The sequence below is a fragment of the Spirillospora sp. NPDC047279 genome, assembly GCF_040643285.1.
Taxonomy (GTDB): domain Bacteria; phylum Actinomycetota; class Actinomycetes; order Streptosporangiales; family Streptosporangiaceae; genus Spirillospora.
The window spans coordinates 362,807-389,574 of sequence record NZ_JBEYUA010000006.1; the positions used below are offsets into that span (position 1 = coordinate 362,807).

Below are 26,768 nucleotides of genomic sequence, written 5' to 3' on the forward strand. Positions count from 1 at the left end.
GCGCGCCCCACCCTCACGAGCGCGACTGACGCGCAAGCCGCGAAACGAGCGCCTCACCCCGTCCACCGTGTGGCGGCACCACCCTGAGCGGATGGACAGAGCAATGCCCTGCCCGTCGTCGTCGCGGTCCGGCTGAGCGGCTTCTCTCCGACGAGACGGCCCGCTGAACTTGGCGCACGGTGAGCCGAACATGGGGTCGGCGCGCGGATCTGTGTCGAGCCGGTCGGCGTTGTCCGCTCTCGAGGTCGGGTCAGGCGTGGTCGACGTCTTCGATCAGGCGGGCGAGTGGAGGGAAGCGGCTCGCGAACGGGTCCGCGGCGGCGAACTGCGAGCGCACGGCCAGCAGGCCGGGCACCCACCAGGGGGCGTAGACGGACCTCGACCGCCGTTCCACTCCGTTCACCATCGCGGCCCCGGCGCGGGAGACCGAGATCGGTGCGCCGATCACCTTGGGCATCTTCTGGAGGCCGTCGGCCAGAGATGGACGGGTCATCAAACCCCGGACCAGGCCGGTGTCGACCGCTCCGAAGTAGGCGATGCCTACGGCGGTGCCGGTGTGGGCCAGTTCGATCCGCAACGCGCGTCCGAACGCCTCCACTCCGGCCTTGCTGGCGGCGTACGCAGCGACGGTGGGACACGGAAGGGCCGCCGCGATGGACGAGGTCAGCATGACGTAGCCGCGGCGTGCGGTGACGTGCGGCAGGGTGGCCCGGACGGTGTGCCAGACGCCGAGCAGGTTGACCGCGACCACCTGCTCGAAGTCGGCCGGTTTGATCGCGGCCACGGTGGCCAGCGGGCCGCTGATGCCCGCGTTCGCGATGACGATGTCGATCCGGCCGAAACGTTCGGCGACGTCGTTGGTGACCCGCTCCAAGGCGTCCGCGTCGGTGACGTCCACCGGGAACGCCGCCGCGCGTTCGCCGAGCTTCGCCGCAAGGGGGCGCAGGCGGTCGGCGTCACGGTCCAGGAGCGCCACCCGGACGCCCTTGTCCACGAGGCGGAGCGCGGTCTCCGCACCGATGCCTCCGGCCGCACCGGTCAGCACTGCGACACGATCGTTCAGGGGGCTCTGCCGTGTCCTCATGCGCGGCATTCTAGAGACGTTTCAATCATTGATTCAATCGGTGATTGAACCGAGTATCCGCGCCGATCCATCCCGCAGTCCCCCGCCGCGGAATGACCGGGCCTCGTCCCGCCCGTCTGATCGAGGAGTCTCGCCGTCCACCGTGCCGCCCTTCCCGAACCCTGTCCCCTGCCGTCACCTCCGTAGGTCCGCGACCGCCCCAGAACGTCGGCCCTCTCGGCTCCCAGCGCGGTCGCAGCAGCTCACGCCGTCGCCGCGCGGCCGCCGCGGCGATCGCGAACCTGCGAAGGGTCGCGTCCGTAGTCGGCTTGCGGGCGGCCGGATCTGGCGGCGGTTCGGTTGTGGGCGAAAAGTGACGAGGGTCTTCGTGGAATCTTCCAGTTGCACGGGTGGGGCGTCGGGATCACGCTCCTCCCATGCTCCCGCTGATCCGTACGCGTACCGTCGGACGGCTGCTTGCCGTTCCCGCCACCGCCACCGCACTCGCCGCGTTCGCGGCATCCTCCGCCCACGCGGACACCACCGCCGCCGACACCGGCTGGACCGTCGATCTCAGCGTCGACGCCGACGACGTCAATGTCGTCAACGACGGCACCGCGCTCCGGCTGCGCTCCGCGCAGGCCGGGCCCGCCTCGCTGGAGGGGGCGGAGGCCTCCGGCCAGCTGGTGGCCGCTCCCAAGGACTTCTCCGAACCCGTCAACCGTGTGCGCGCCGAGGTCGCCGGGCGGACCGGCGGCGTCGCCGTCGAGGTCCGCGGCCATCTGGGCGGTACGGCCTGGAGCGAGTGGCTGCCCGCCGGGTCGGTGCTGCCGCAGGCCGTCACCCGCGTGCAGGCGCGGATCACGCTCACCGGGAAGGCGGCGCCGAGCGTCCGGTCGGTGCGGCTCACCGCCGACCGGGTCGGCGGGCCCTCGTCCAGGATCGCCGCGGCGCCGCTGACGTACCGGGTGTACGCCACGCGTGAGGGGCTGGTCGGCGGGACGACCGCCAACGGGCACGTCATCACCGACCGGGATCATTTCGTGGCGCTGCCGTCGCGGCGGGGCCTGTCTCCCATCAACACCGGGACGTACTCGGTGCGCGTGTGCAAGACCGACGGCAGCCTGTGCGAGTACGCGCCGGTCTGGGACGTCGGCCCGTGGAACACCCGCGACGACTACTGGAACGCGGCCCGGCAGATGTGGACCGACCTGCCCCGGGGCAAGCCGGAGGCGCAGGCCGCCTACCAGGACGGTTACAACGGCGGGAAGGACGAGTTCGGCCGCACCGTCGCCAACCCGGCGGGCATCGACCTGGCGGACGGCACGTTCTGGGACGGGCTCAAGCTGACGAACAACGCGTGGGTGAACGTCACCTACCTGTGGACCGGGACGGGCGCCAAGGGCGTCGTCGGCACCGGCGGCGGGACGCTGAACGTGCGGGCGGCGGCGAGCACGTCCGCGGCCATCAAGGGGCTGGCCGCCAACCGCGCCAACGTGATCATCGAGTGCTCCGTGCGCGGGCAGTCGGTGACCGGCACCTACGGCACCACCGACGTCTGGAACCGCATCGGCTCCGGCCACTACATCTCCGACGCCTACACCTACACCGGCTCGGACGACCCGATCGCGCCGGCCTGCTGAACGCCCGGCGGCGACGCCTCCCTGTAGCCCTGCCGGCCCGGGGCGGGCAGGGCTACAGGAGAGGTCCAGCGCGCCCGCGATGTCGGCGCGCGGCGGCGGCGCCCGTGCCCACGACCGTGCCCACGACCGGGTCACCGGGGTCCTCGCGGAACTCCCTCGGCGGGTTGTGGAGCACGACGGCGTGCGTCACGTCGAGGAGCGGTTCGCCTGACTCCAGGTGACCCCTGGAGTCGCGGGCCGAATCTCTTCAGTCGTCTTCCCGGCACTCTCGTGAGCCAAGTGCATCCGTCCGGCCGGGGGCGATTCCGTCCGGCTCGCCCGGGGGCGTGCCCGGACCATGCGTCGAAAGCCGCACACGCGGCGGATCTACTGCGCGCGCGGTAGAAGAACGCTCGTTCGCGAGCAGGAGTCGCACGAGACCAGATCCCGCTACGGTGCGCCTATGAGCACTGGGCTGTCCGGCGTACGCGCCAGGATCAGCGGGTGGGTGATCGCGGTCTGCGTGGCCGCGATGCTGGTGGTCACCGCGCTGTCGGGCGACCACCCCACGCCGTCCGACCTGGACGTTCTCGGCTACGCGCTCATGCTGACGAGCGGCCTGGCGCTGGTCGCGGCGCACCGGGCGCCGGTGCCCGTGCTGGCCGTCACCGGCATGTGCGCGCTGGGTTACCAGGCGATCGGGTTCGGCGTCCCGGCCGTGGCGTACCTGTTCGCGGTGTACGCCGCCGTGCGCGCCGGGCATCGCCTCGTCACGGTGGTGGCGAGCGTGGCCCTGCTGGCCGCCCTCCCGGTCGCGGCCATGATCTCCCCGGCGGACGGGTCCGCGAGCGACGCGTTCGCGCAGGCCCGCGGCGCCCTCGAGCTGGCCTGGCTGATCGCCGCCGGTGCGGCGGGCGAGGCGCTGCGGCAGGCCGAGCGGCGGGCGGACGAGGCCGAGCGTACGCGCGAGGAGACCGCCCGGCTGCGCGCGATCGAGGAGCGCCTGCACATCGCTCGCGAACTGCACGATTCGCTCACCCACCAGATCTCGATCATCAAGGTGCAGGCGGGGGTCGCCGTCCACCTGGCCCGCAAGCGCGGCGAAGAGGTGCCCGAGGCCCTGCTGGCGATCCAGGAGGCCGGGCGTGAGGCGACCCGGGAGCTGCGGTCGACCCTGGAGACGCTGCGCGACGACGCCCGCACGCCGTCGTACGGGCTCGACCACGTTCAGGACCTCGTCGAACGTGTCCGCGGGATCGGCCTGAAGACGACGCTGACGATCGAGGGGCACCGGCACGCCCTGCCGACGGCGGTCGACCAGACCGCGTACCGGGTCGTTCAGGAGTCGCTGACCAACACCGCCCGCCACGCCGCCGCCGCGACGGCGACGATCCGGATCGACTACCGCCCTGACACCCTGGCGGTACGGGTCGACGACGACGGCAAGGCCACGCCGGGCACCGCGCCGGTGCCGGGGATCGGGCTGCTCGGCATGCGCGAGCGGGTCACCGCGCTCGGCGGCCGGCTGCGCGCCGAACCGCGCAGCGAGGGCGGCTTCCGCGTCGAGGCCGAGTTCCCCGTGGGCGGGCCGTCGTGATCCGGGTCCTGCTGTGCGACGACCAGCCGCTGCTGCGGGGCGGCTTCCGGGCGCTGCTCGACGCCGAGGACGACATCGAGGTGGTGGCGGAGGCCGGCGACGGCCAGGAGGGCCTGGCGCTCATCCGCGAGCACCTGCCCGACATCGCGCTCGTCGACATCCAGATGCCGGTCATGGACGGGATCGAGACGACCCGGCGCGTCGCCGCGGACCCGGCGCTGGCAGGGGTGCACGTCGTCATCCTGACCAACTACGGCTTCGACGAGTACGTCTTCAACGCGCTGCGCGCCGGCGCCGCCGGATTCCTGGTCAAGGACATCGAGCCGGACGACCTGCTCCACTCCGTGCGGGTCGCCGCGCGCGGCGACGCGCTGCTGGCGCCGTCGATCACCCGGATGCTGATCAGCCGGTACGTCGCGCAACCGGTCTACACGGGGGCCGGCACCGAGCTGAAGGAGCTGACCAACCGCGAACGCGAGGCCGTCGTCCTGGCCGCGCAGGGCCTGTCCAACGACCAGATCGCCGAGCGCATGGTGATCAGCCCGGTGACCGCGAAGACCCACATCAACCGGGCGATGGCCAAGCTCCAGGCCCGCGACCGCGCGCAGCTCGTCGTCCTCGCGTACGAATCCGGCCTGGTGTCCCCCCGCAACCACTGATCGGAGCCGCATGAGGCAAGAACCGGACCCCGCGGTCCTTTACCCGGACGTGGTCGCCCTGGGCAGCCTCGCCGCCGCGCTCCAGGCCGCGGCGGCCGACCAGGGGCTGGACCTCGGCCTGATCGCGACGCCCTCCGATCCGCTGCGGCACGCCACCGCGCCCAGCACGGCGCCGCACCGCGAACCCCTGATCGTCACCGCCTGGCGGCACGAGCGCCGATGGTCGGTCTGGGGCTCGGCGAACAACGGGCCGCTGGTCCAGGGGCGCACCGACGACCTGTGCGAGATACCCGCGGTGATCCACGGCTGGGCCGAGGGAAGCGGCCTCGGCGAGATCGAACGGGCCGTCCCGTTCGAGATCCTGACCGGGCGGGACGAGGTGCCCGACGACGACCCCGCCGACGTCATCGCCGCGGAGTGGCGGTGGATGCTGAAGGACGCCCGCGACACCCGCTGGCCCGAGTACCAGGCGCTCATCGAGGCCGCCTACGCCGAGCCGCGGCTGCGCAGGCTCTACCCGTACGCCAGCCACTGGTCGCTGGGGTTCGCCGCCGACCCGAACCTGCCGTTCTCCACTCCGAGCTTCGTCTCGCTGGAGTCGCCCCGCGGCGGCGGCGACTACACCGTCAAGGAATGGTGGGGCGGCTCGGTCCTGTCCCGCGTCACCACCCCCGCCGAAGCGGTCTCCATCGCGGTCGACCGCATCCCGGTCCACTTCGACCTGGACGACCAGGCCAGTCACGGAAGCTGACCCCCGTTCCGCAGGGGACGTCGCGGTCGGCGCCGTGCCGTTCGCCGCTCTCCTCATGCCCGGGTACCCGCAGTGTAAATAGGTCGCCCCGGGATCGCCTGAGGGGCGTGTTCGTCGCGGCACGCCTCCACGCCCGCCACCAGCATGACGGCCGAAAGGGTGTCATGCGTTCGGGGGCGGGTCGATGGGCAGGGTGCACACAACGGCGGGAGCGCTGGCCGCCGCGGCGGCGGTCGTGATCGCGGGGACGGGCTGGACGTTCACCGCCACCGACGACGAGGGGGCGCGCTCCGTGCCGGCGGAGTCCACCGCGGCACCGGCCGTCTCCGCCAGGTCTGCGGCGGCGCCACCTCCGTCAGCGACGGCAGCGCCATCGGTCTCGGCGACGGCGACGCCGCCGGTCTCGGCGACGCCCACGCGGGCGGCCCGGCCCTCGCGTTCACCCTCAGCCTCACCCTCGCGTTCATCTTCGTCGTCACCTTCGCCTTCATCGTCACCTTCGCCTTCGCGTTCATCGTCACCTTCGCCTTCGCGCTCGACGTCGGCTGAAGCGGAGGGTGCGGCCAAGGCGCGGACGGGACGCAGGGTCGCGGCACGGGCGGCGCAGTTGCAGGTGAGCAAGTCGGTGTCGCCCGACCCGATGATCATCGGTGCGGAGTCGGTGTACACGGTGACGGTGACCAACGGCGGGGACGAGGCCGCCGAGGACGTCACCGTGACCGACACCCTGGACCCCAACGTCACGGCGGGCGCGCTGCCCGCCGGGTGTTCGGCGAGCGGGCAGGTCGTGACCTGCGGCGGGACCGGGACGGCGCTGGGCCCGGGCGAGACGCTGACCTACGAGATCCCGGTCACGGTGAACCCGGACGTGTCCGACGGCACCAACGTCACCAACCGCGTGACGGCGTCCTCCACGACACCCGGGGTGGCCGACGCGTCCACCCAGCTGATCAGCCAGACGCGGACGCTGACCGACGTGCGCATCGAGAAGTCGGCCCCGGCCGCGGTCGGGCCGAACGGAACGATCACCTACACGGTCGTGGTCACCAACGACGGACCGTCCGACGCGGTGGACGTCACCGTGGAGGACCCGACCAACGGGAACCTGGACACGATCGTCTCGCTGCCCGACGAGTGCCCCGCCAGTGGCCTGACGATCACGTGCCCGCTCGGCACGCTGGGGCCGGGCGACAGCGTGACCCTCACGATCGTGGTCCGGGCCAACGAGGGCGTGACGGGCGACATCATCAACTGCGCGACCGTCTACACCGGCAGCCGGGAGAACAACACCGGCAACAACGAGTCGTGCGCGACCACCGACGTCGAGCCCGGCCCCGACGGCGCCGACACCAACGTCACGGTCCTGAAGCTGGGCCCGGCGACGGTGAACCCGGACGGCACCATCACCTACACGATCATCGTCACCGACACCGGCGGGGACATCGCCGAGAACGTCGTCATCCGGGACCCCGACAACCCGAACGTGGACATCGTCCAGCTGCCCGACGAGTGCACCGACAACGGGACCGAGGTGGTGTGCGACCTCGGCACGATGCGGCCCCGCGACATCAGGCGGCTGAGCATCACCGTGCACGTCCACGACGACGTCGCGGACGGGACCGTCCTCAGGAACTGCGCCTCCGAGACGACGACCAGCGAGGAGACCAACCACGCGGACGACAGCTCGTGCGTGGAGACCGTCGTCGAGGACGACACCCCCAGCCCGCCCCCGAGCCCGACCGACACGCCCACGCCCACGCCCAGCCCGACCGACGGCGGCGATGGCGATGGCGGCGGCGATGGCGGCGGCGGCGGTAGTGACAACGGTGGCGGCACGCCGGGCGGCGGCGGCGCGGGGTCCGGGCCGAGCTCGACGACGGCCGACGGGAACGGCCTGCCGTCCACGGGCGCCGCGGTCACCACGCTCACCCTCGGCGCCGTCGCGCTGCTGGTGGCCGGCCTGATCCTCCGGCGCTCCGCCTCCCGCCGCGACCCCGGCGAGTGAGCTCGCGGTGAGCCCGGTGTGGCGGGCGGCCGCCCGCCACACCGACAATGGCGGGCATGCGCAGGTCTGACCGGTGGTCCTTTGTCGGATTGGGGATCGGCGTGGCCGCCATTCTGGGAGGTGTCCAGCTGGCGGCCATGCTCGACGACCCGCCGGACCTGCCCGAGCCCAAGTCCGGGTTCTGCCCGGCCCAGCGGAACGGGACGGCGCGGGCGGGCACGCTGTACGAGGAGACCTCGGCGCCCTACGAGGGGCAGGGGCCGCACCCGGTGGACGTGGTGCCGGCCGATTCCGCCGTTCAGCGGGTGGAACTCCCCCGAGCGTGGCGTCCGGGGGCCGACGACGCGCCGCCCAAGGCGCAGCTGGTCGCCTGCGTGTACCAGAACACGGCGTACGGGACGAACGAACGGCAATGCCTGTACTCCCATCTCCCCTCCAGCCTCACCTATTCGCTGAGCGACACGTCCGACCTCGGGGCCGGGGCCGTGAAGGTGACGCTGCTGAAGACCTCGTACGCCGTCCGCGTGTACCAGGCGAAGACCGCCCGTCCGGTCGGCTCGTTCGACATGCCTGGCGCCGCGTCGTGCCCGGCGCGCTACAAGGCCGACTCCGGCGGCATCATCGCGCAGGAGCCCGACCCCGAACGGCTGCGCGTCGGCCTGCGCCCGTACGTGCTGAAGTGAGCGATCCTAGAAGTTAGGCAAGGCATACCTAAGTTCGCTAGGCTGGCGCTCCCGTTCGAGAGGAATCTCATGGCGCGCCAGAACATGTCGAAGACCGCGGTCAAGCCGGCCGGCGCCGAGCTCGTCACCCTCCGGGTCGTCCGGAGCGAACGGATCTCGCCGCACTTCGCGCGCGTCACCCTCGGCGGCGAGGACCTGGGGCGCTTCACCCCGATGGGCTTCGACCAGTGGTTCCGGCTGTTCCTGCCGGTCGGCGGCGACGACTCGCTGAGCCGCGTGCCGGCCAGGCTCACCACGATGTCGTACCTGAAGTTCCTCACGGTCGCCAAGACCGAGCGGCCGGTGCTCCGCAACTACTCCGTCCGCGCGCTGCGGCCCGCGGAGCGGGAGCTGGACGTCGACTTCGTCCTGCACGGCTCGCCCGAGGACGGGAGCGCCGGGCCAGCGGCCACGTGGGCGCAGGCCTGCTCGCCCGGCGACCCGGTCGCGCTCCTGGACGAGGGCATCGGGTTCAACCCCGACTCCTCGATCCGCGAGTTCCGGCTGGTCACCGACGAGAGCGGCCTGCCCGCGGTCGCGGGGATCCTGCGTTCCCTGCCGGAGGACGCGCGCGGTCACGCCCTCGTCGAGGTGCCGGACGAGGCCGACCGCCAGGAGCTCACCGCGCCGGAGGGCGTCACGGTCGAGTGGCTGGTCCGCGACGGCGACGCGCCCGGCGCGCTGGCGCTGCGAACGGCGACCGGGCTCCCGCGCCCCGACGGGCGCTTCTACGGCTGGGTCGTCGGCGAGTCGGCCCTGCCCACCGGGCTGCGCCGCCACTGGGTCACCTCCGGCGTGCCCAAGGACGACGTCATGTTCTGCGGCTACTGGAAGGCCGCCAAGCACTGACCGTCCCGACGCCCGAACGTGCGGGGTCAGCCGTTCTCGTCGAGGAGGGCCCGGAGCCGTTCGTGGAGGGCGGGGTCGGACTTCGCCTGGGCGACGAAGTGGCCGACCGCGGCGTGCCCGTACGCGCGCAGGACGCAGTGGACGGCCAGCGCGGCCTCGTCGGCGGCGGCCGGCTCGTAGAGGTGCCCTCGCCCGCGTTTCGCCTGCTCCGCCCGGACGAGGGCGCCCTTCTCCGCCAGCCGGCTCATCACGGTGAGCACCGTGGTGTACGCCAGCGGCGGGTCGCGGTCGACGTTCAGCTCGGCGTGCGTCTCCCGAACCGTGCGCGGCCCGCCCGCGGCCCAGAGCAGGCCCATGATCCGGGCCTCGAGGCTCCCCAGAGACATCCCCGCGTTCACCCGTCCGACGATAGCGAGGCGTCAGCGCGGAGACCGGGCTCGTCCGAGAATGTGCGGCTGTGAAGGCATGCTCCGGGCCGGCCGGTAGGAGAACCGGTCGATCTCCTCGATGATCAGCCCGGCCCGTTCGAGTGACGCGGCGGTGTCGCGGTTGGGCCGGCATCCGCCGGCGATCCGCGACCACAGCGGCGTGATCAGGTCCTGGACGAGCCCGGCCGGGCGGCTGCGCGACCGCACGTGCTCGAAGAAGCGCACCTCCCCGCCGGGCTTGAGGACGCGCCGCAGCTCGCCGAGCGTCACCACGGGGTCCGGCATCGAGCAGAGCACCAGGGAGACCACGGCGGCGTCGAACTCCCCCGCTTCGAACGGCAGGTCGTCGGCATCGGCCGCGACGACCCGGACGGGCACCGCGGCCTTCGCCGCCGCCCGTTCGGCGAGGCGGCGGAGCCGGTCCTCCGGTTCCACGCCGACGACCTCGGTGACGTGCGCCGGGAACCGGGGGAAGTTCAGCCCGTTCCCCGCGCCGATCTCGATGACCCGGCCGCGGAGCCCGGCCAGCAGCCGGTCACGGTACCGCCCCGTGCCGCGCGCCTCGGCCGCCGCGCTCGCCCGCTCGTACGCGCGCGCGAACTTCGGGTTCTGCAGGCCCGACAGGTCGCCCATCCGCGCGCCTCCTCTACTACGTGAACGTAGTAATCGACACGCGCTGATCGTAATTACCGGTCACCGGCCTGGCAAGGACGGCCGGTCGGCGCGCCGAGGGTGAACGCGGCCGGCGGGCTCAGGTGAGGGCGCGGGCGGTCACGGCGGCGTCCAGCAGGCGGAGCCCTTCGGGCCGGGTGAGGTCGAGGCCGGTCAGCTTGGCGATCCGGGCGAGCCGGTAGTCGAGGGTGTTGCGGTGGATGCGCAGCTCGGCGGAGGCGCGGCTGCGGTTGTGGCCGTGCCGGACGAACGCGTGGACGGTGTCCAGCAGGTCGGGGCGGGCGTCCAGCGGGCCGAGCTTGCCCGCGAGACCGCTCAGCGCCCGTCCCGGCCGGGCCAGCTGGTATTCGAGCAGCACGTCGTCGAGGCGGTAGAGGCCCGGCGGCCGGTCCAGGCGGCCGACGAGGTCGGCGACCTGCCTGGCCTCGTCGAGAGCCGCGGGCACGGCCGCGTGCTCGGACGCGGTCGCGACGGCGGCGGTGACGGGCCGCGCGGTGGCGTCGGCGACGCCGGCCACCAGATCGAACAGGTCGTCCGGACCCGGCTCGGCCGGCAGCAGGATGATCCCGCCGTCCACCGTGAGCGCGGCCAGGACGTCGGTCTGCCGGTGCGCGTCGAGGGCGGCCTGGACGCGGCGGATGGTCTCGCGCGGGCCGGACGGGCCGGGCTCCAGGGTGAGCAGCAGGACGTGGTACGCGGGCGCCAGCGTCACGCCGGACTGCTTGGCCGGCTCGGCGGCGGGCCGTCCCGCCAGGAGGGCGGAGACCAGGTTGTGCCGCATGTCGCGGCGCTGCCCCTCGATCTGCTGCTGCTCGTGCAGGTGCGCCAGCGCCACGGCGGGCAGGACGGCGGCCAGGTAGCGCAGGGCGTGCGTCCCGTAACACCGCAGCTCGGCGGGGTCGGCGTCGGCGGCGAGGACCTCCCAGCAGGCCGCCGACCCGGCGAGGTAGGCAGAGAGCGCCGCGTCCAGCGGCAGGCCGTCGGCGGCGCGCCGCGCCGACCAGTCGATGATCTCGGTGACCTCGGCGGCGTTGGGCGCGCGGTCCTCCCGGAGCGTGATCGCCATCAGCCGGATCGAGGCGGTGAACGCCCCGCTCACCTCGCCGTCGAGCCGTTCACGCGGCAGCGCGCGGTAGAACGGCACCTCCGCGGCGCACCGGTCGACCGCGACCCGCGACAGCTCGGGCAACCGCGCGAGCATGCGCTGCGCGAACTGGAACATCGCCCAATGGTGCCACGCGCCGAACCCCCCGGACACGCCCGTACGGCCCCCGGAACCGCGGCCGCCCTTGTGCGTCCGCACAACCCCGCCCAGGATGATCTCCAACACTCCCCGTGTCCTCTGGCAAGGTATAGGCCCGCGGCAGGGCCGGACACGATCCGCCCACACCCGAAAACACGCTGACGTCTGTTGATTTCGACGGCCACACGAGGCGAGTGGTGCACGTGACAGAACACTTGGACCACCCCTGGCACGGCCACCCCGCGGCAGCCCGAAAAGGAGACACCACCCTCAAAACCCCCGGCATCTGACCGCGTCCGTTTCTTCCAGCAGCTCCATGTCGCGGACGCCACAAGGCGCGACCAGCGATGTGGGGGGGCGGGGTTGGGGTTCGATCATATGTTCGACTAGGGTTGCGGGGTGCAGCTTTACAACGAACCGGTCGCGGTGACGGGTCACAGTCAGTCCGGAGCACCGAAGGTGCTGACCTGGCGGGGCAGGACGCTCCACGTCCGGTCGGTGCGCGAGGTCTGGCAGGTTCCCGGCGAGGTCCGGCTCTACCGGGTCGGCATCGCCGTCGACGGGGACCGGCACGGGATCGCGGAGATCGCCGAGGACCCGTCCGGCTGGCGGCTGCGCCACCTGTGGTTGTGACCGGTCCCGGCGGCATGGAGGCGGGGACGATCGCGCGTCACGTCCCGTTCCTGTGCCCGTACGGTCACGAGCTGGGCGCCGGGCGCGTGCTGGTGGGCTGGTCGCCGTGCGACTGCCCGCCCGCCCTGGGGTGGCATCGCGGGCATCGCACGTTCGAGTGCCGGGCCTGCGCCGAGCAGCGCGAGCGGGTGAGCATCTGCTATCTGCCGCCGCACGTCGGCGGCGGGCATCCCGCGCGCGGGTGAACGTCAGCGGGTGAACGTCAGCGGGTGGCGTGGGCCAGGAGGGCGCGGGCGGGCAGCGCGACCTCGGCGCCGTCGGCGTACCCGGCCACCAGCCGGTCGTACTCGGCCTTGATCTCGGCCTGGACGCCGGGGTCCTGGCGGGAGATCGACGCGCCGGTCATCGCCGTGCCGGCGAGGACGTCCTCCCACCACACGTCGGGGTCGACCCGGTGCGCCCAGGCCAGCGAGTCGGCCGCGGCGCCCTCGAAGCCGGCGTCGGCCAGGAGGCGGCCGAACGCTCGGCGCCCGGCGTGGGCGCTGAAGGGGATCTCGGCCGGGACGTCGGCGGGCGGGGTGACGCCCGCCGCGCGCAGCGCCTCGCCGAAGACTCCGCTCGCCTTGTGCGCGGGGTAGTCCCAGCAGGTGAGCGCGATCGTCCCGCCCGGACGCAGGACGCGGTACAGCTCGGCGGCCGCCGCGGCCGGGTCGCCGGTGTGGTTGACGACGAAGTTGCCGATCACCGCGTCGAACGCCTCGTCGGGGAACGGGAGCTCGGGGAGGGCGGCGACCCGCACCTGGGCGTGCGGGTGCCTGCGGGCGACGAGCTCGACCATGTCCAGGTCGGCGTCGACCGCGGTCACCTGGGCGCCCAGCGCCAGGGCGGCGGCCGTGACCGGCCCCGGGCCGCACCCGATGTCCAAAAGCCGGGTCCGGGGTCCCACGCCCGCGCTGTTGAGCAGCGGTTCGACGGTGTGGGCGGTCAGGCGGGCGAAGCCGCGCTCGTACGCCTCGGCCCGCCCCTCCCAGTTCGCACGTTCGAAGGCATCGAAATCCATGGCGAGCAAGGAGGGTAGCCGGTCAGGACGGGCGGACGGGGAGCAGGTCCGGGCGTTTGGCCGCGCGGCCGTCGCCGGACGAGCGGCCGCGCAGGCGGCGGACGGCCCACGGCCCGAGGAACGCCCCGGCCCACGCGGCCTCCTGCCGGGCGCGGCGCAGTGCCGTCACGGGCGGGAGCACCGGCAGGACGGGATCCGTCCACGACATGTCGCTGCCGGGCAGGCCCAGGGTGTACGCCACCGCGGCCGCCATGCGCGCGTGCCCCAGCGGCGCGCCGTGCACGCGGTCGGGACTCCACAGCCGGGGGTCGCAGACCGCCGGGTGCGGGAAGGTGTCGATGACCAGCGCCCCGTGCCGTCCGGCGGAGTCCTGGACGCGGGCGTTCAGGGCCAGGACGCGGGGCCGGAAGCGGCGGAAGAGCGGCGAGACGAGGGAGACGTCGGGGAAGGTGAACGTGACGACCTCGGCCCCGGTCTCGCGCAGCGCCGCGTACATCGCGTCGAGGTCGCCCGCCACGGCCTCCAGGTCGAAGCCCGGCCGGATCATGTCGTTCATGCCCGCCATGACGGTGACGAGGTCGGGCTTGAGCGCGACCGCCGGGGCCAGCTGCTCGGCGCGCACGTGGGCGGCGAGCTTGCCGCGGACGGCCAGGTTGGCGTACGTGACGGAGGGCTCGACCTCGGCGAGCATGTCGGCCAGCCGGTCGGCCCAGCCGCGGTAGCCGGAGGTCTCGTCGCCGTCGTTCAGGCCCTCGGTCTGGCTGTCGCCGATGGCGACATACCGGAGATAGCTCACCGCGCCCTCCATTAGTCACATATTTGACTAATGTAGATGTTACGACCACTCCCCTCGTCCCGACAACGGGTCTCCGTCAGAGCGACCAGCCGAGCCGGACCCAGCGCCGGCGCGGGTTGAGGCCGTAGCCGACCGTCGCCCGGCAGACCTGCTCCTTGACCGCCGCCGCGCCGCCCGCGCGCCGTCGAGGTCGCCGACGGTCACCGCGTGCTCGCGCGCTCCCGGGACGGCGTCCTCCGCGCTCCGGCTGCCGGCCGCGTAGATCAGGTGGTCGTACCCGATCTCCTCGCCCGTGCTCAGCGCCACCCGCCTGCCCGCGGCGTCGATCGTCTCGGCGGTGGCCTGGACGAACGCGGTGCCGGGCACCAGCAGCGACGTGAGCGGCAGGGTCGCGTCGTCCCCGCCGGCGACCAGCTGGTGCAGCCGGATGCGCTCGACGAACTCGTCCCGCGGGTTGACCACGGTGACCGCGGCGTGCCCCGCCAGCCGCTTGGCGGCGCTCAGTCCCGCGTACCCGGCCCCGATGATCACGATCCTTGTCTGCGTCATACCGGCAAGGACGCGCCACCCCCGGCTTTTGTGACATCGGGACGCGACGACGCCGGCAGGACGCCGGAAAGGCTCGGTCCGCGGACGTAGAGCGTGAGCCTGGTGCGCTCGCCCTTCCAGCGGCCCGCCTCGCGGGTCAGTCCCGCCTCGGCGAGCAGCGCGATCCGGCGCCGCGTCGCGTCGCGCACCCTGGCGTTGCCGTTCAGGCGCCGGATGAGCCAGACACGGTCGGCGGACCGCAGCCTGCGCGCCAGCTCGCGGCGGCCCGTCTCGGTGCCGGCGAGGGTGCCGCCCCGCGCGCCCGGGACCTGCTGCGCGACGTCCACGAGCCCGGTGAACACCCGGGGGTACGCGGCGGCGAGCAGGCGCGCGTTCGCCGGCGCCACCAGGTAGCGGTCACCCGGCTCGGCCCGCTCGCACAGCGCGGCGACGACCGGCGTGAAGTCGTGCCACTTGCTGTCGGGGCGGCGGAGCGCCGGCTGCGCGGCGAGGGTCGCCAGCAGCAGCGCGGCGCCCGCCATGGCGGTGAGCGCGCGGGGACGCGCGGTGAGCCCGGCGGCGACCAGGAGGGCGACGGCCGGAACGCAGAACAGCACGTAGCGGGCGACGAACAGCGGCTCGGCCCGCGACAGCGCCAGCAGCGCGAGCGGCGGGACGACGGCCCACGGCACCGCCACCAGGACCAGGGAGCGCAGGCGGTGCGCCACCACTCCGGCGGCGCACAGGACGGCGGTGAGCAGGGTCGCGGCGACGCTTCCGGTGACCCCGACGACCGACGCCCACAGATGCCCGGCGTCCGGCGGGCGGATCCACTCCACCGCGCCGCGTTCGCCCGCCGCGACGAGCGCGAGCGGGGCGAGCGCGAGGAGGGCGGCGGTCACCGCGGCGAGCCAGGCCAGCGCCTGCCGCAGCGAGAGGTGGCGCAGCAGCACCGACAGCAGGACGGTCACCGCGTGCGCCGTCACGAGCAGCACCGCGAACAGGTGCAGCGCCCCCGTCAGCGCGAGGAGCACGCCGTACGCGGCGAACCAGACCGCCCGCCCGGTGCGGAGCGCGGCGGCGAGGGCGAACGTGGCGAGCACGGCGGTGGCGGCGACCAGCGCGTACGAGCGGGCCTCCAGCGCGTACTGGCTCGCCACCGGCGTGAGCGCGTAGGCGGTCCCGGCCAGGAGCCCGGCGGCGTTCCCCGCCAGGTACCTGCCGAGGCAGCCGAGCGCCCCGGCCGCCACCGCCGTGGCCAGGACCGACGGGAGCCGCACCACGCCGGGCGCCGTGCCTGCGAGGCCGACCAGCGGGTGCATGAGCAGGTAGTAGAGCCCGTGCACGGCGTCGACGTTCCCCAGCAGCTGCCAGATCTGCGCGACCGAACGCCGCGCGACGTCGACGGTGACGAGCTCGTCGGTCCAGTACGAGGGCCGCCCGGTCGCCCAGGCCCCGAGGAGCAGCGCCGTCAGGGCGGGGACGACGCCGACGACGGCCAGGTCCCGGCGGGGGCGCCGGGCGGGCGCGGCGTGCCGGCCGCCGGGGCGGGCGGCCGGGAGGGCCGCGGTGCTCACCGGCCCGCCCGCCCGAAGAACCGTTCCGCGATCGCCGCGGCCGCCTCGCCCTTCTCGTACTGCCCGTGCCGCCGCGCGAACTCCTGGCGGGCCTCGCGGTAGACCTCCCTGGACGTGACGTGCCCGCGGATCGCCTCCACGAGGGCGTCGGCGTCCAGCGTCCGCGGCCCCGGCGCCTCGTCCACCAGGTCGAAGTAGCTGCCGCTGCGCCGCAGCCGTTCGGCCACGCCGGGCAGGTGGAAGACCATCGGGCGGTCCAGCAGCGCGAAGTCGAACATCGCGGGCGCGTGATCCGTCACCAGGACGTCGGCCAGCAGGAGCAGCGAGGTCTCGTCGCGCACCGCCGACGCGTCGACCGCCGCCCCGCCCGACGGGCAGCGCGCCAGGAGGGTGAAGTCCGGACCGAGGCGCCGCGCCAGCAGGTCCAGGTCGAGGCCCGGGGCGGGCTCGGCGGCGGGCGCGTACAGGACGGTCGTGCCCGGACGTCCGAGACCGAGCTCGGCACGGAGCCGCTCCAGCCGCGCCGGGTCACCGCCGCGGACCAGGCCGTCGTTGCGGGGCCGTCCCAGCGGCAGCAGCTCGGCCCGCGGGCGCAGCGCCCGCCGGACGACGGCCGCGTCGTAGTCGGAGCCGACCACGATGTGGTCGTAGCGGTCCACGCTGCGCCGCAGCCGCCGCCGGGCCGCCCGCGACCCCAGCTTGGTGCCGGGCTCGTCGAGGCCGGTGAACTCCAGCGGCGGCGCCGCCAGCAGGTGGACGTAGGTGGTCTGCGGACGTTTGGCGAGGTGCGCGGGGAACCGGTCGTCGTCGATCCAGAACTCGGCCCTGGCCAGCGCCCGGTAGTACGCCCACGAGGAGCGGCGGACGAGACGGACGCCGCCGGGGAACTCCTCCCCGCCGCCCGCGTGCACCCAGGTCATCCGGCCCCGGTGGCCGGTGGCGCGCAGGTGCTCGTAGAGCGCGCGCGGGCTGCCCGCGTACCGGCCGCCCCTGCTCTCGAAGACGATGGAGCCCTTGCGGACGGGCAGGCGGGTGAGCACCCGCCGGTAGACCGCGCGCTTCAGCCGGGGACCGCCCGCGGCCTTCCGCAACCGCCGCAGCGGGCGCCGACGCCGCGAGGCCGGGGCCGGGCGCAGCACCCGGTGGGGCAGCTCGACGAGGATGCCGGCCGCCTCGTATGCGCGCGCCGCGGACGCCGCGTCCACGGGCCACGCGTCGATGGAGGTCAGGAACTCGCGCCGGTAGAGGCGCACGGCGGGCGTGCACGCCGCCGCGGCCTCGGCGGCGGGCCGTTCGGCCGCCCCGCGATGGACGGCGGTGCGTTCGTGCAGGCCGGAGCGGCACTTCCTGGAGGGTGCCGCCGCGCAGGCCGACACCAGCTGCGCCTTCTCCCGTTCCGCCGCGGCGAACAGCGTGAGGCACGCGAACGGCTCCAGGACCCGGCCCGCCTCGACGAACATCACGTACGTGCCCGCCGGACGACCGGGCGACGCGGGCGGAGGGACGGCCTCGACGGCCCCGAGGGTCTGGCCGGCGATCGAGTCCAGCGTCCGCCGGACCGCGCTCGCGTCCTCGCCCTCCCCCACGACCACGACCGACACGTCGGGCACGGAGCAGGGCGCCGGGTCGGGCATCGGATCGGGCACTGGGTCGGGCATCGGGTCGGGCATCGGGTCGGGCACGGCATCGGGCGACGGGTCGGGGTGCGCTGCGGGATTCGTGAGCTCGGCCACGTCTCCTAGCGTGGGGCGGACCCGCCGGTCGGGCGCACGGGGACACCACCGCCACTGGCGTTGATTTCCGAAGATTTGACCACCTCGTGCGGGCCGCGCACCGGGAAGTAGCTCTCCATGAAGCCGGTCGCGGCCCGCCACTTCTCGGCCTCGCCGAGGTCACCCGACGCCATGTCGTTCAGGCAGAAGCAGTCCCGGTCGCGGAGGGCGAGCAGCCTGGTGAGCGTCGGCATGCCGGTGCCGTGGCTGAGCGGGACGGTGTCCACCGACAGGTCGCCGGTCACGGCCCGCGCCGTGCACAGCGCGTAGTGGTGGTAGAGCGACGAGACGAGCGAGACGTCCCGCACCGACCGGATCCGGCTGCGCGCGGTGGCGGCCAGCGCCTCCGGCCACCGCCCTTCGATCTCGTCCAGCACGCTGCGGCGCAGGGCGTAGGGGGCGTGCTTGAACGCGCGCACCGGGGTCCGCCCGAACTCCTCCTCGATCAGGGCCCGGTTGTTCTTGGCCGCGGCGATCCAGGTCGGGTCGCGGTCGGTGCGCGGCCCCGGCGGGATCGTCGTCGAGGACGGGAAGCACCGGGTGAGGCCGCCGGCGTCGAAGAACCTGGTCGCCGGGAGCGGCCGGCCGATGAAGAAGTCGTCGTTCAGGTAGAGGAAGTGCTCGGCGAGGCCGTCGATGTGGTGGAGCCGCGTCTCGATGGCGTGCGAGTTGAACGTGGGCAGCTCGGCGTCCGGGTCGGAGAACAGGTCGCGGTGGTCGACGACGGTCACGCCGGGTCCGGGCTCCAGCCACGCGGGCGCCTGCCGGTCGGTGACGATCCAGACGTGCCGGATCCAGGGGGCGTGCGCCGCCAGCGACCGCAGCGAGTAGCGGAGCTCGTCCCGGCTGCTGTACCGGCTGTCGCCGCCGTCGGCGCGCGACGGCGTCAGCCCGGCGGCGGTGAGCGTCTCGTCGCGGCGCGCGCGCCAGTCCGGGTCGTCGCCGTCGACCCACGTGAAGACGGCGTCGATCGGGAAGGTGATCTCGTCCGGCGGGGTCCGGGTGAACGCGCGCAGCGTCGGGTACCGGTGCCCGCCGACCGTGAGCTCGTCCTCGTCGAGGGCGCCGGCGGGGACGGTGTCCCCGATCAGTGTGGCCCGGAGCGGAGTGAGCGCCCCGTTGCCCGCCTCGCCCCAGAACTCCAGGTCGCAACCCTGGTCGGGCCCGTACTCCAGGGTGCGCGTCGAGGTCGCGAGATACCGGAAGATCCGCAGCCCGCCGGGCGCGGGCCATGCCGCGGTGTCTCGCACGAGGCCCGACGCGGGACCGCCCTTGGCGGGCTTGATCGCGTGCGCGTGGACCGGCTCGTCCGCGAGGGAACGCGCGAGGGCCTCGATCGTGTCCGTCCGGTGCGCGGCGCGGACGGCGACGCGGTGCCGCTGCCCGTGGTCGCGCAGCACCCAGAACGGGATCCCGGCCTCCCGCAGGACGCCGGCGACGGTCTCCAGGTTGAGGCGGGCGGCGTCGTGCGGCCCCAGGTCGTCGCGGACCTGGACGTCGCGGGCCTGGACCGTCCGGCGCACGGCCGCCGCCTTGCGCTGCGCGGTGGCCACCGGGACGAAGCCCTTGACCGTCCGGGCCGCGTGGGCGGCGGCGCGGTCGGCTCGGCGTGCGGCGGCACCGGCCCGGCCGGCCAGCAGTTCGCCGAAGAATCCGGCGTCGCGCACCGGAACGCGGTCGAGCGCGGCGGTGCCGAGCTTCAGCCGGGCCTGCTCGTCGTCCATGAGCGAGGCGAGGCGCGCGGCCAGCGCGGCGGCGCCCTCGTCGATCAGCAGGTGGCCGTTGACGCCGTCGGTGACGAACTCCTCGGCGCCGGGGCACGCGCGGGCGATCACCGGCACCCCGGCGGCGAACGCCTCGGTGTACGCGCGCCCCGCCCCGGCGTCGGGTCCGAGCACGAGCCGGATGCTCGCCGCGGCCAGCTCCTCGGCCGTCGAGGACGCCGAGAGCGCGTCCCCGGTGATCTGGACCTGGTGGTGCAGGTCGAGGGCGTCGATGAGCCGGTCGAGGGACTTCGCGGCGGGCCCGTCGCCGGCGATCCGCAACCTCCAGCCGGGGAACCGCCCGGCGATGGTGGCGAACGCGCGGATCGCGTCGCCGGCCCCGCAGTCGTTCGTGAGCCGCCCGGCCAGGACGACCGTCCGGGCGGCGAGCGAGGCGCGCGGCCGGGGCCCGGGCGGCGGCGTCCACGGGACGGCCGCGACCGGCGGCGCGGCCTCCTCCAGCGACGCGGTGAACCACTCGGCGGCGTGCCGGGTCCCGGTGATCAGGCCGTCCAGCCGCGGCGCCGCCGCCAGGATCGGGTCGTGCCGCGCCTCCCACCGTTCGGGGGCCAGGTCGGTCCGGTGCACGAGCAGGGCGCGGGCGGGCCGGTGCCGGGCCGCCGGGCCGAGCACCCCGGTGCCGGACGTGACGAGGACGTCGCCGTCGAACGCGGCGAGCGCGGCCTCGGTCTCGACGTCCGCCAGCGTGCCGTCCGCGGCGAGCCGCTCCAGCGTGGTCCCGTCCAGGGAGGTGCGGCGCCGCGGGCGCGGGACGTCCCCCGACCGGTCGATCAGGAAGGGCGTGTCCGGGGCCCAGGACGGCACCGGGCCGTGCAGCGCCAGGAACGTGACGTCGTGCGCGCCGGCCAGGTGGGCGGCGTCTTCGACGGCCGCCCTGTCCACGGCCTCGGCTTCGCCGCCCGCGCCGTCCAGGAAATAGGTGATCTTCACGTCGCGTCCTCGAACGGAGAGCGGGAGAGCCTCAGGTGGCCGCGGCCGGTGTAGTCGGCGGTCACCTCGTACAGGCGGCCGTCGTCACCGGCCATCGGCCACCGCGGCGGCCTGCGGGAACGGGTGGTCCGGCGGGCGGGCGGGCGGAGGATCGGCACCGGCTCCCCGGCGGGCTCGGAGCCCGTCAGGAGCAGCGCGAGCCGCCCGCGCACCGCGCCGGTCCCGGACGCCGCCGCCGGGGCGTTCCCCTCCCCCGGCGCGGACTCCGGTGCGGACTCCGGTGCGGACTCCGGTGCGGACTCCGGTGCGGACTCCGGCGCGGGCGTACCGCCGATCGGGACGGTGGCGGCGAAACATCCGGCGTCGTCGATCACCACCGGAGTCCTGACCCGCCCGTCAGGGCGGGCCCATTCCACGACCGCCTCCGCCGGCATGGGCGCGGGCGTGAAGTTCAGGCGGCCCGACACGGTGACGCCGTGCCAGCCGTTGGCGACCCGGGTGACGTACGCGCACGGCCGGGCGGCGGTGACGGCCAGCACGAGCCGGCCGCGCGGCGTGACCTTGAGCGTGTGGTCCGCGCCCGTCTCCGGGCAGCGCGTCGCGGCGGCCGCGCCCGGCGGAGGCGGGGTCGGCAGCCCGTACAGCGGACGCGTCCGGCCGTCCCGGCCGGTGCGCACGTGGAGCGTCCACGTCCCGGAGACGGCCGGCGGGCGGGGCAGGCCGGGCAGCGCGACCACGCCGGCCGCGGTCGTCGCCGACTCGCGCCGCAGGTCGACCACCTGCTCACGGTCACCGCACACCAGGACGAGACGCACCGGCTCCGAGAGCGGCGACGACTCCGGCGGGCCGGGCAGCCGCACCCGCACGTTCAGCGTCACGCCGTCCAGCACCCGGATCTCGTCGGCGGCGGCCACCGGGACCGCGCGCACCAGCGTCCGCATCGCGAACCGCGTACCCCGCGCACGGAACCGCGTGCCGCGCGCACGCCACGCGCGCACCGCGCGCCCGGACGACCGTGCCGTCCTGCGGCCCGCGCCGACGGCGATCCGTGCCACGCGGCGCACCAATGCCCCTCCCCCAAGGTCGGCGATCGTGCGGAGCGTACGGCGCCGCCGCGCGGGCGCCGCCGCCGTGACACCGCCGTTTGCCGGGTCTTTGCGGAACGTGCCGCCCGGCGAATCGCCGAATGTACGCGGAATGGGCGGCTTGTCGATTCGAGATTCCGCAAAGACTGTCCTTGGTTTCCGCCGCCGGAGTTAGCGCAGGTCAGCGAAGGCCCATCAACACAACAACGACCGGCGTTTCGGGAGGCGGTTTGGCGATGGGCCGGGATCTCTTCTTGGTCTGCAACAACTTCGAGGTCATGGGCGGCGTGCAGACCTGGGTGCACTTCATGGCCCGGCTCTTCACGCGGCGCGGCCACCGCGTCCACGTGGTCGGGGTCATGCATCCGAAGCACACGCACGACCACGGCCGCGACTTTCCGTACCGGACCACGGTGCTGCACCCGGAGTTCCCGCGCGGGCAGTGGGACCTGCGGGGGCGCGACCGGCTGAGCCCGCGGGCGCGCCGGCTGCGCGCCGGCAGACTGCGCGCCGCCGGCGAGCTCGGCGCGCTGCTGGGCGCGGCGCGGCCGGGGGCGATCGCGGTCGTCGCCGAGGTCTGGGCGATGGAGTGGGTGCAGCGGGCCGCGCCGCCCGGCATGAGGGTGGTCGGCATGGTCCACGAGTCGTACGCGGCGTGCCGGGTGGCCGGACGGTACGACCGCGTCATGCGGCACTTCGCCGGCGCCGACCGGTTCCTGGCGCTGACGCTCGCCGACGCCGACGCGTTCGCCCGCGACGGCCTGGGCAACGCCGACTTCATCCCGAACGCGCTGCACGTCGTCCCCGAACGGTACGCCGACCTGGAGGAGCCGGTCGTGGTCCGGCTGGGACGGCTCGACTACGACAAGGGCCAGGACCTGCTGCTGGACGCGTGGGCCGAGGTCGCCCCGCACCGCCCGGACTGGACCCTGCGCGTCCACGGCTCCGACAAGTGCGGCGGCCGCGAACGGCGGCGGCTGGAGCGGCAGACCGAAACGCTCGGCCTCACCGGACAGGTGGAGTGGCCCGGACCGACCACCGACGTCGGCGGCGCGCTGCGGGCCGGATCGATCTTCGCGCTGACCTCCCGCGAGGAGGGGTTCCCGATGGCGATCCTCGAGGCCATGGCGCACGGCGTGCCGTGCGTGGCGTTCGACTGCGCGCCCGGGATCGGCGAGCTCATCACCGACGGCGTGGACGGGCTGGTCGTGCCCGCCGGCAACACCACCGCGTTCGCGGCCGGGCTGCGGCGGCTCATCGACGACCCCGAGCTGCGCCACAAGATGGGCCGCGCCGCGCGCGACTCGGTCCAGCGCTTCGCCCCGGACATCGTCGCGGACCGCTGGGAGGAGCTCTTCGCCCTCATGGACCGATGACCGTTCCCCGCACCGACACGACATCTCCGAACGACGACGCGGAAGAAGGCGGCGCAGCCATGACGACCAAGCCGGACGGCACACCCAAGCTGAGCATCGTGGTGCCGTTCTACAACGTCGAGGACTACTTCGAGGAGTGCCTGGACTCGCTGGAACGGCAGACCATGACCGACCTGGAGGTCATCATGGTCGACGACGGCTCGCCCGACGGCAGCGAGGTCATCGCCAAGTCGTTCGCCGCCCGCGACCCGCGCTTCCGGCTCGTCCGGCAGGACAACCAGGGCCTCGGGCCGGCGCGCAACACCGGGGTCCGGCACGCCACCGGCGAGTACCTGGCGTTCGCCGACAGCGACGACCGGCTCCCGGCGCACGCGTACGAGCGCATGGTCGGAACGCTGGAGGAGACCGGGTCCGACCTGGTCACCGGCGGCGTCGACATCTTCAACTCCGACCGCCGCACCAAGGCCAGGTTCTACGGCGACGCGTTCGCCGCCACCCGGAAGCGCACCCACATCGGCCGCGACACCGAGCTCCTGCACGACCGGACCGCGTGGAACAAGGTCTACCGGCGCTCGTTCTACGACGCGCACGGCTTCACCTTCCCGCCCGGCGCGTACGAGGACGCCGCGGTGACGATCCCCGCGCACGTCCTGGCGGAGAACGTCGACGTGCTGGCCGACACCATCTACCACTACCGGCAGCGCGACAACGGCGACCTGTCGATCACGCAGCGCCGGACCGAGATCGCCAATCTGCGCGACCGGATCTCCTCGGTGCGGTCGGTCTCCCGGTTCCTGGCCGGGTCCGCGCCCCGGCTCAAGAACCGGTACGACCTGACCTGCCTCGACAACGACCTGATGCTCTTCATCAACGTGATCGAGGAGGCCGACGACGCCTACCGGCACACGTTGTGCACGCTGGTCGGCGACTACCTGAACGAGGTGGACCCCGTCCTGCTCACCGAGCTCTCCGCGATCAAGCGCCTGAAGTACCACCTGGCCGGGGAGGGCCGGGCCGACGACCTCGTCGCCGTCCGCGAGTACGAGCGGACCGGGCTGCCCGCGGGCCGGATCGAGGCCCGCGGACTGCTGCGCCGCCGCTGGTACGCGGGGCTGCCGTTCCGCGGCGACCGGCGCCGCGCCGTCCCGGAGGACGTCTACGACGTCACCGCGCAGATGCGGGTGCGGGCGCAGGTGGACGAGATCGTCTGGGAGCCGGACGGGCGGCCGGGCGTGCTGCGCCTGGCGGGCCGGGCCTACGTGCCGGGCGTGGACATGACGTTGAAGGACCGCGTCGAGGTGTGGCTCCAGCACACCAGGACGCGCCGCCGGATCCGGCTCCGGGTCCAGCGGGTGGCCCGGCCCGACGTCACGCCCGACACCGGCCAGCCCGCCGCCTGCTACGACGGTTGCGGGTTCGTGACCGACGTCGACCTCGCGCGCCTCAAGGGCGTGCCCGGCTGGAGGTCGGCCGACTGGCGGCTGCGGGTCGCCGTCCGGAGCGGCTCCGGGCGCCACCGGCGCACGCTGCGCGGCACGGTCGCCAAGTGCGGGCCCGCCGCGGCCTGGGCGATCTACCACGACCTGCCGGACCAGGCGCGCGCCCAGGTCGTGCCGGCCGACGGCGGCGTCGCCCTGCGCGTCCGCAGGGTGAAGGCGCTGGCCACCGGCCACCGCTGGGACGGGGACACGCTCGAGATCACCGGACGGCTGGAGGGCACCGCGCCGGGGGACGCCACCGCGTCCGCCACCAGCCGGGAACGCGGCACCGCCGTCCCCGCGCCCGTCGAGTACGGCTCCGCCGACGGCGGCCACGTCCCGTTCACCCTGCGGCTGCCGCTGGACCGGCTCGGCACGCCGCCCGCGATGTCCCACTGGGACCTGTGGCTCGTCCGGGACGGCAAGAAGGTGCGCCTGACCGTGCCCGCCGGGTTCGCCGAGTCGGCCGCGACCGTCGCGGGCGCCGCGTACCAGCTGACGCGCACCCGCTACGGCAACCTGACCGTCGGCCACGCTCCGTCCCAGCTCGTCGCCGACACCGTCGAGTGGACCGGCGACGGCCGGCTCGCCGTCGGCGGCCACTACGCCGGCGCCCCCGGCGCCCGCCCGGCCGAACTGGTGCTGCGCCGCCGCCGCACCGGCGTCCAGCACGCGTTCCCGCTCGTGTGGGACGGTGACCGTTTCACCGCCGGGTTCGACCCGGCCGCGGTCACCACGCTCGCCGGGACGTTGCCGCTCGCGGCCGGGAAGTGGGACCTGACCGTCGCGGGGCCGGCCGAGCTCACCGCGACCCGGCGCTGCCTGGCCGTTCTGCCCGGCGCCCACGAGGTCTCCGGGCACCACTACCGGCTGTGGCCCAACCAGGGCGACGGCCTGCACATCAGCGCCCGCATCGCCCGCCCCGACGACGAGCGCGGCGCCTACGCCCAGCGCATGCTCCGCGAGCGCGACTATCCCGCGTTCCTGCGCGCCCCGCTGCGCGACCTGATCGTCTTCGAGAGCTACTTCGGCTGGCAGTACTCCTGCAACCCCAAGGCCCTGTACGAGGAGTTCCGGCGCCGCGACACCGGCCACGAGCTCGTCTGGGTCATGGGCGACCAGCACTTCCACCTGCCCGGGGGCGGCCGGGCCGTCCAGCGGCACAGCCGCGAGTACTACGAGGTGACCGCCGCCGCGCGGATGGTCGTCAACAACGTCGCGCAGCCCACCTGCTACCAGAGCCGCCCGGGACAGACCTACCTGCAGACCTGGCACGGCACGCCCATCAAGACCGTCGGCTTCGACATGGACTGGTCCCGGATGGAACGCCGCGACCAGCGCATGCGGGAGCTGACCGCCGACGTCTCCCGCTGGGACCTGCTGCTGAGCCAGAACCCGTTCAGCACGACGATCCTGCGCAGCGCGTTCCGCTACGACGGCGAGATCCTGGAGTCGGGCTACCCGCGCAACGACCTCGCCCACCGCGACGGCCACGACGAGATCCGCGCCGCGGTCCGCGACCGGCTCGGGGTGCCCGCGGGCAAGCGCGTCGTGCTCTACGCGCCCACCTGGCGCGACAACCTGCAGACCGCCCGGCACGGGCTGCGCCGGCACGACCTGGGCGTCGACCTCGCCCGGGTGTCCGCCGCGCTGGGCGACGACACGGTGCTCCTGGTCCGCCGCCACCACCTGCTGAACGCGCCGATGCCCGAGGGCTGCGTCGACGTGACCCGCCATCCCGACGTCGTCGAGCTGTACCTGGCGGCGGACGTCCTGGTCACCGACTACTCGTCGGCGATGTGCGACTTCGCCGGGCTCGGCAAGCCGATCCTGCTCTACACGCCCGACCTGGACGCCTACCGCCACGACATCCGGGGCTTCACGTTCGACATCGCCGAGTTCCCGCCCGGCCCGATCCTGCTGACCACCGACGAGCTCATCGGCGCCCTGGCCGACCTGGCCGCCGACCCGGCGCGGCACCGCTCCCAGCTCACCGCGTTCGCCGACATGTTCTGCCCGCACGACGACGGCAACGCCGCCGCCCGCGTGGTCGACCACCTCATCGCCCGGGGAGCCCTCTGATCACCTGGGGGTCGTGGCGGGCGGGCCAGGCGTGTTTCGGTGACTCCGTTGACCGG

The 26,768-nt window shown here is 74.2% G+C and carries 23 protein-coding genes; 11 read left to right on the forward strand and 12 right to left on the reverse strand.

The window, feature by feature from the left end; genetic code table 11:
* Positions 1 to 250 precede the first annotated feature (250 nt).
* A complete protein-coding gene (locus ABZ810_RS17880; RefSeq protein WP_358404112.1) occupies positions 251 to 1,084 on the reverse strand; it encodes a short-chain dehydrogenase/reductase in 834 nt (277 codons plus the stop codon).
* A gap of 416 nt (positions 1,085 to 1,500) precedes the next feature.
* On the opposite strand from ABZ810_RS17880, the gene ABZ810_RS17885 reads away from it, so the two are divergent.
* From ABZ810_RS17885 to ABZ810_RS17900, 4 genes are all read left to right on the forward strand, one after another.
* Positions 1,501 to 2,706, forward strand: coding sequence for a hypothetical protein (locus ABZ810_RS17885; RefSeq protein WP_358404114.1), 1,206 nt, complete (start codon positions 1,501 to 1,503; stop codon positions 2,704 to 2,706).
* A gap of 442 nt (positions 2,707 to 3,148) precedes the next feature.
* Positions 3,149 to 4,282, forward strand: a complete 1,134-nt coding sequence (locus ABZ810_RS17890) for a histidine kinase (protein ID WP_358404115.1) — start codon at positions 3,149 to 3,151, stop codon at positions 4,280 to 4,282.
* Positions 4,279 to 4,941, forward strand: coding sequence for a response regulator transcription factor (locus ABZ810_RS17895; RefSeq protein ID WP_358404117.1), 663 nt, complete (start codon positions 4,279 to 4,281; stop codon positions 4,939 to 4,941). The genes ABZ810_RS17890 and ABZ810_RS17895 overlap by 4 nt, the downstream gene beginning before the upstream one ends.
* 10 nt (positions 4,942 to 4,951) lie before the next feature.
* Positions 4,952 to 5,692: a DUF6193 family natural product biosynthesis protein gene (locus tag ABZ810_RS17900; protein WP_358404118.1), complete on the forward strand. Its 741-nt coding sequence runs from the start codon at positions 4,952 to 4,954 to the stop codon at positions 5,690 to 5,692.
* Positions 5,693 to 5,854: 162 nt separating this feature from the next.
* Here ABZ810_RS17900 and ABZ810_RS17905 read toward each other — a convergent pair whose 3' ends face one another.
* Positions 5,855 to 6,376: a hypothetical protein gene (locus ABZ810_RS17905; RefSeq protein WP_358404427.1), complete on the reverse strand. Its 522-nt coding sequence runs from the start codon at positions 6,374 to 6,376 to the stop codon at positions 5,855 to 5,857.
* Between ABZ810_RS17905 and ABZ810_RS17910 the strand changes: the two genes are divergently transcribed.
* From ABZ810_RS17910 to ABZ810_RS17920, 3 genes are all read left to right on the forward strand, one after another.
* Complete coding sequence (locus ABZ810_RS17910; protein ID WP_358404407.1) at positions 6,333 to 7,697, forward strand: hypothetical protein; 1,365 nt, start codon at positions 6,333 to 6,335, stop codon at positions 7,695 to 7,697. The genes ABZ810_RS17905 and ABZ810_RS17910 overlap by 44 nt on opposite strands.
* 101 nt (positions 7,698 to 7,798) lie before the next feature.
* Positions 7,799 to 8,380: a hypothetical protein gene (locus tag ABZ810_RS17915; RefSeq protein WP_358404119.1), complete on the forward strand. Its 582-nt coding sequence runs from the start codon at positions 7,799 to 7,801 to the stop codon at positions 8,378 to 8,380.
* A 69-nt stretch (positions 8,381 to 8,449) separates the two neighbouring features.
* Positions 8,450 to 9,268: a siderophore-interacting protein gene (locus tag ABZ810_RS17920; protein ID WP_358404120.1), complete on the forward strand. Its 819-nt coding sequence runs from the start codon at positions 8,450 to 8,452 to the stop codon at positions 9,266 to 9,268.
* A gap of 26 nt (positions 9,269 to 9,294) precedes the next feature.
* On the opposite strand, the gene ABZ810_RS17925 is transcribed toward ABZ810_RS17920, so the two are convergent.
* From ABZ810_RS17925 to ABZ810_RS17935, 3 genes are all read right to left on the reverse strand, one after another.
* Positions 9,295 to 9,666 carry a BlaI/MecI/CopY family transcriptional regulator gene (locus ABZ810_RS17925; protein WP_358404122.1) on the reverse strand — a complete coding sequence of 124 codons (372 nt, stop codon included), beginning with the start codon at positions 9,664 to 9,666 and terminating at the stop codon, positions 9,295 to 9,297.
* Positions 9,667 to 9,687: 21 nt separating this feature from the next.
* The gene (locus ABZ810_RS17930) at positions 9,688 to 10,329 is read right to left on the reverse strand and encodes a class I SAM-dependent methyltransferase (RefSeq protein ID WP_358404124.1); all 642 of its coding nucleotides are present in this window, start codon (positions 10,327 to 10,329) and stop codon (positions 9,688 to 9,690) included.
* Between the two features lie 118 nt (positions 10,330 to 10,447).
* Entirely contained in the window at positions 10,448 to 11,590 is a 1,143-nt protein-coding gene (locus tag ABZ810_RS17935) for a helix-turn-helix domain-containing protein (RefSeq protein WP_358404125.1), read from the reverse strand.
* A gap of 420 nt (positions 11,591 to 12,010) precedes the next feature.
* On the opposite strand from ABZ810_RS17935, the gene ABZ810_RS17940 reads away from it, so the two are divergent.
* Both ABZ810_RS17940 and ABZ810_RS17945 read left to right on the forward strand, forming a co-directional pair.
* A complete protein-coding gene (locus tag ABZ810_RS17940; protein WP_358404127.1) occupies positions 12,011 to 12,244 on the forward strand; it encodes a DUF6504 family protein in 234 nt (77 codons plus the stop codon).
* The gene (locus tag ABZ810_RS17945; RefSeq protein WP_358404128.1) at positions 12,241 to 12,489 is read left to right on the forward strand and encodes a hypothetical protein; all 249 of its coding nucleotides are present in this window, start codon (positions 12,241 to 12,243) and stop codon (positions 12,487 to 12,489) included. The genes ABZ810_RS17940 and ABZ810_RS17945 overlap by 4 nt, the downstream gene beginning before the upstream one ends.
* 17 nt (positions 12,490 to 12,506) lie before the next feature.
* Here the strand turns inward: ABZ810_RS17945 and ABZ810_RS17950 are convergent, their stop codons facing one another.
* From ABZ810_RS17950 to ABZ810_RS17980, 7 genes are read right to left on the reverse strand one after another with little or no spacing between them, the layout of a single operon-like run.
* Positions 12,507 to 13,304 carry a class I SAM-dependent methyltransferase gene (locus tag ABZ810_RS17950; protein WP_358404129.1) on the reverse strand — a complete coding sequence of 266 codons (798 nt, stop codon included), beginning with the start codon at positions 13,302 to 13,304 and terminating at the stop codon, positions 12,507 to 12,509.
* Positions 13,305 to 13,326: 22 nt separating this feature from the next.
* The gene (locus tag ABZ810_RS17955) at positions 13,327 to 14,100 is read right to left on the reverse strand and encodes an SGNH/GDSL hydrolase family protein (protein ID WP_358404130.1); all 774 of its coding nucleotides are present in this window, start codon (positions 14,098 to 14,100) and stop codon (positions 13,327 to 13,329) included.
* A 39-nt stretch (positions 14,101 to 14,139) separates the two neighbouring features.
* The gene (locus tag ABZ810_RS17960) at positions 14,140 to 14,649 is read right to left on the reverse strand and encodes an FAD-dependent oxidoreductase (protein WP_358404132.1); all 510 of its coding nucleotides are present in this window, start codon (positions 14,647 to 14,649) and stop codon (positions 14,140 to 14,142) included.
* Positions 14,646 to 16,205, reverse strand: coding sequence for a glycosyltransferase family 39 protein (locus tag ABZ810_RS17965; RefSeq protein WP_358404133.1), 1,560 nt, complete (start codon positions 16,203 to 16,205; stop codon positions 14,646 to 14,648). The genes ABZ810_RS17960 and ABZ810_RS17965 overlap by 4 nt, the downstream gene beginning before the upstream one ends.
* Positions 16,202 to 17,938, reverse strand: coding sequence for a CDP-glycerol glycerophosphotransferase family protein (locus tag ABZ810_RS17970; RefSeq protein WP_358404134.1), 1,737 nt, complete (start codon positions 17,936 to 17,938; stop codon positions 16,202 to 16,204). The genes ABZ810_RS17965 and ABZ810_RS17970 overlap by 4 nt, the downstream gene beginning before the upstream one ends.
* A gap of 5 nt (positions 17,939 to 17,943) precedes the next feature.
* Positions 17,944 to 20,691, reverse strand: coding sequence for a stealth conserved region 3 domain-containing protein (locus tag ABZ810_RS17975; protein WP_358404136.1), 2,748 nt, complete (start codon positions 20,689 to 20,691; stop codon positions 17,944 to 17,946).
* Positions 20,688 to 21,746, reverse strand: a complete 1,059-nt coding sequence (locus ABZ810_RS17980) for a hypothetical protein (RefSeq protein WP_358404137.1) — start codon at positions 21,744 to 21,746, stop codon at positions 20,688 to 20,690. The genes ABZ810_RS17975 and ABZ810_RS17980 overlap by 4 nt, the downstream gene beginning before the upstream one ends.
* A 266-nt stretch (positions 21,747 to 22,012) precedes the next feature.
* Here ABZ810_RS17980 and ABZ810_RS17985 point away from each other — a divergent pair, with 266 nt between their 5' ends.
* Together ABZ810_RS17985 and ABZ810_RS17990 are read left to right on the forward strand one after the other, a co-directional pair.
* On the forward strand, positions 22,013 to 23,152 hold the full coding sequence (locus ABZ810_RS17985; protein ID WP_358404138.1) for a glycosyltransferase: 1,140 nt from the start codon (positions 22,013 to 22,015) through the stop codon (positions 23,150 to 23,152).
* A gap of 59 nt (positions 23,153 to 23,211) precedes the next feature.
* Positions 23,212 to 26,712 (forward strand): bifunctional glycosyltransferase family 2 protein/CDP-glycerol:glycerophosphate glycerophosphotransferase, encoded by a 3,501-nt coding sequence (locus tag ABZ810_RS17990; RefSeq protein ID WP_358404140.1) that lies wholly within the window; start codon positions 23,212 to 23,214, stop codon positions 26,710 to 26,712.
* Positions 26,713 to 26,768: the final 56 nt, after the last annotated feature.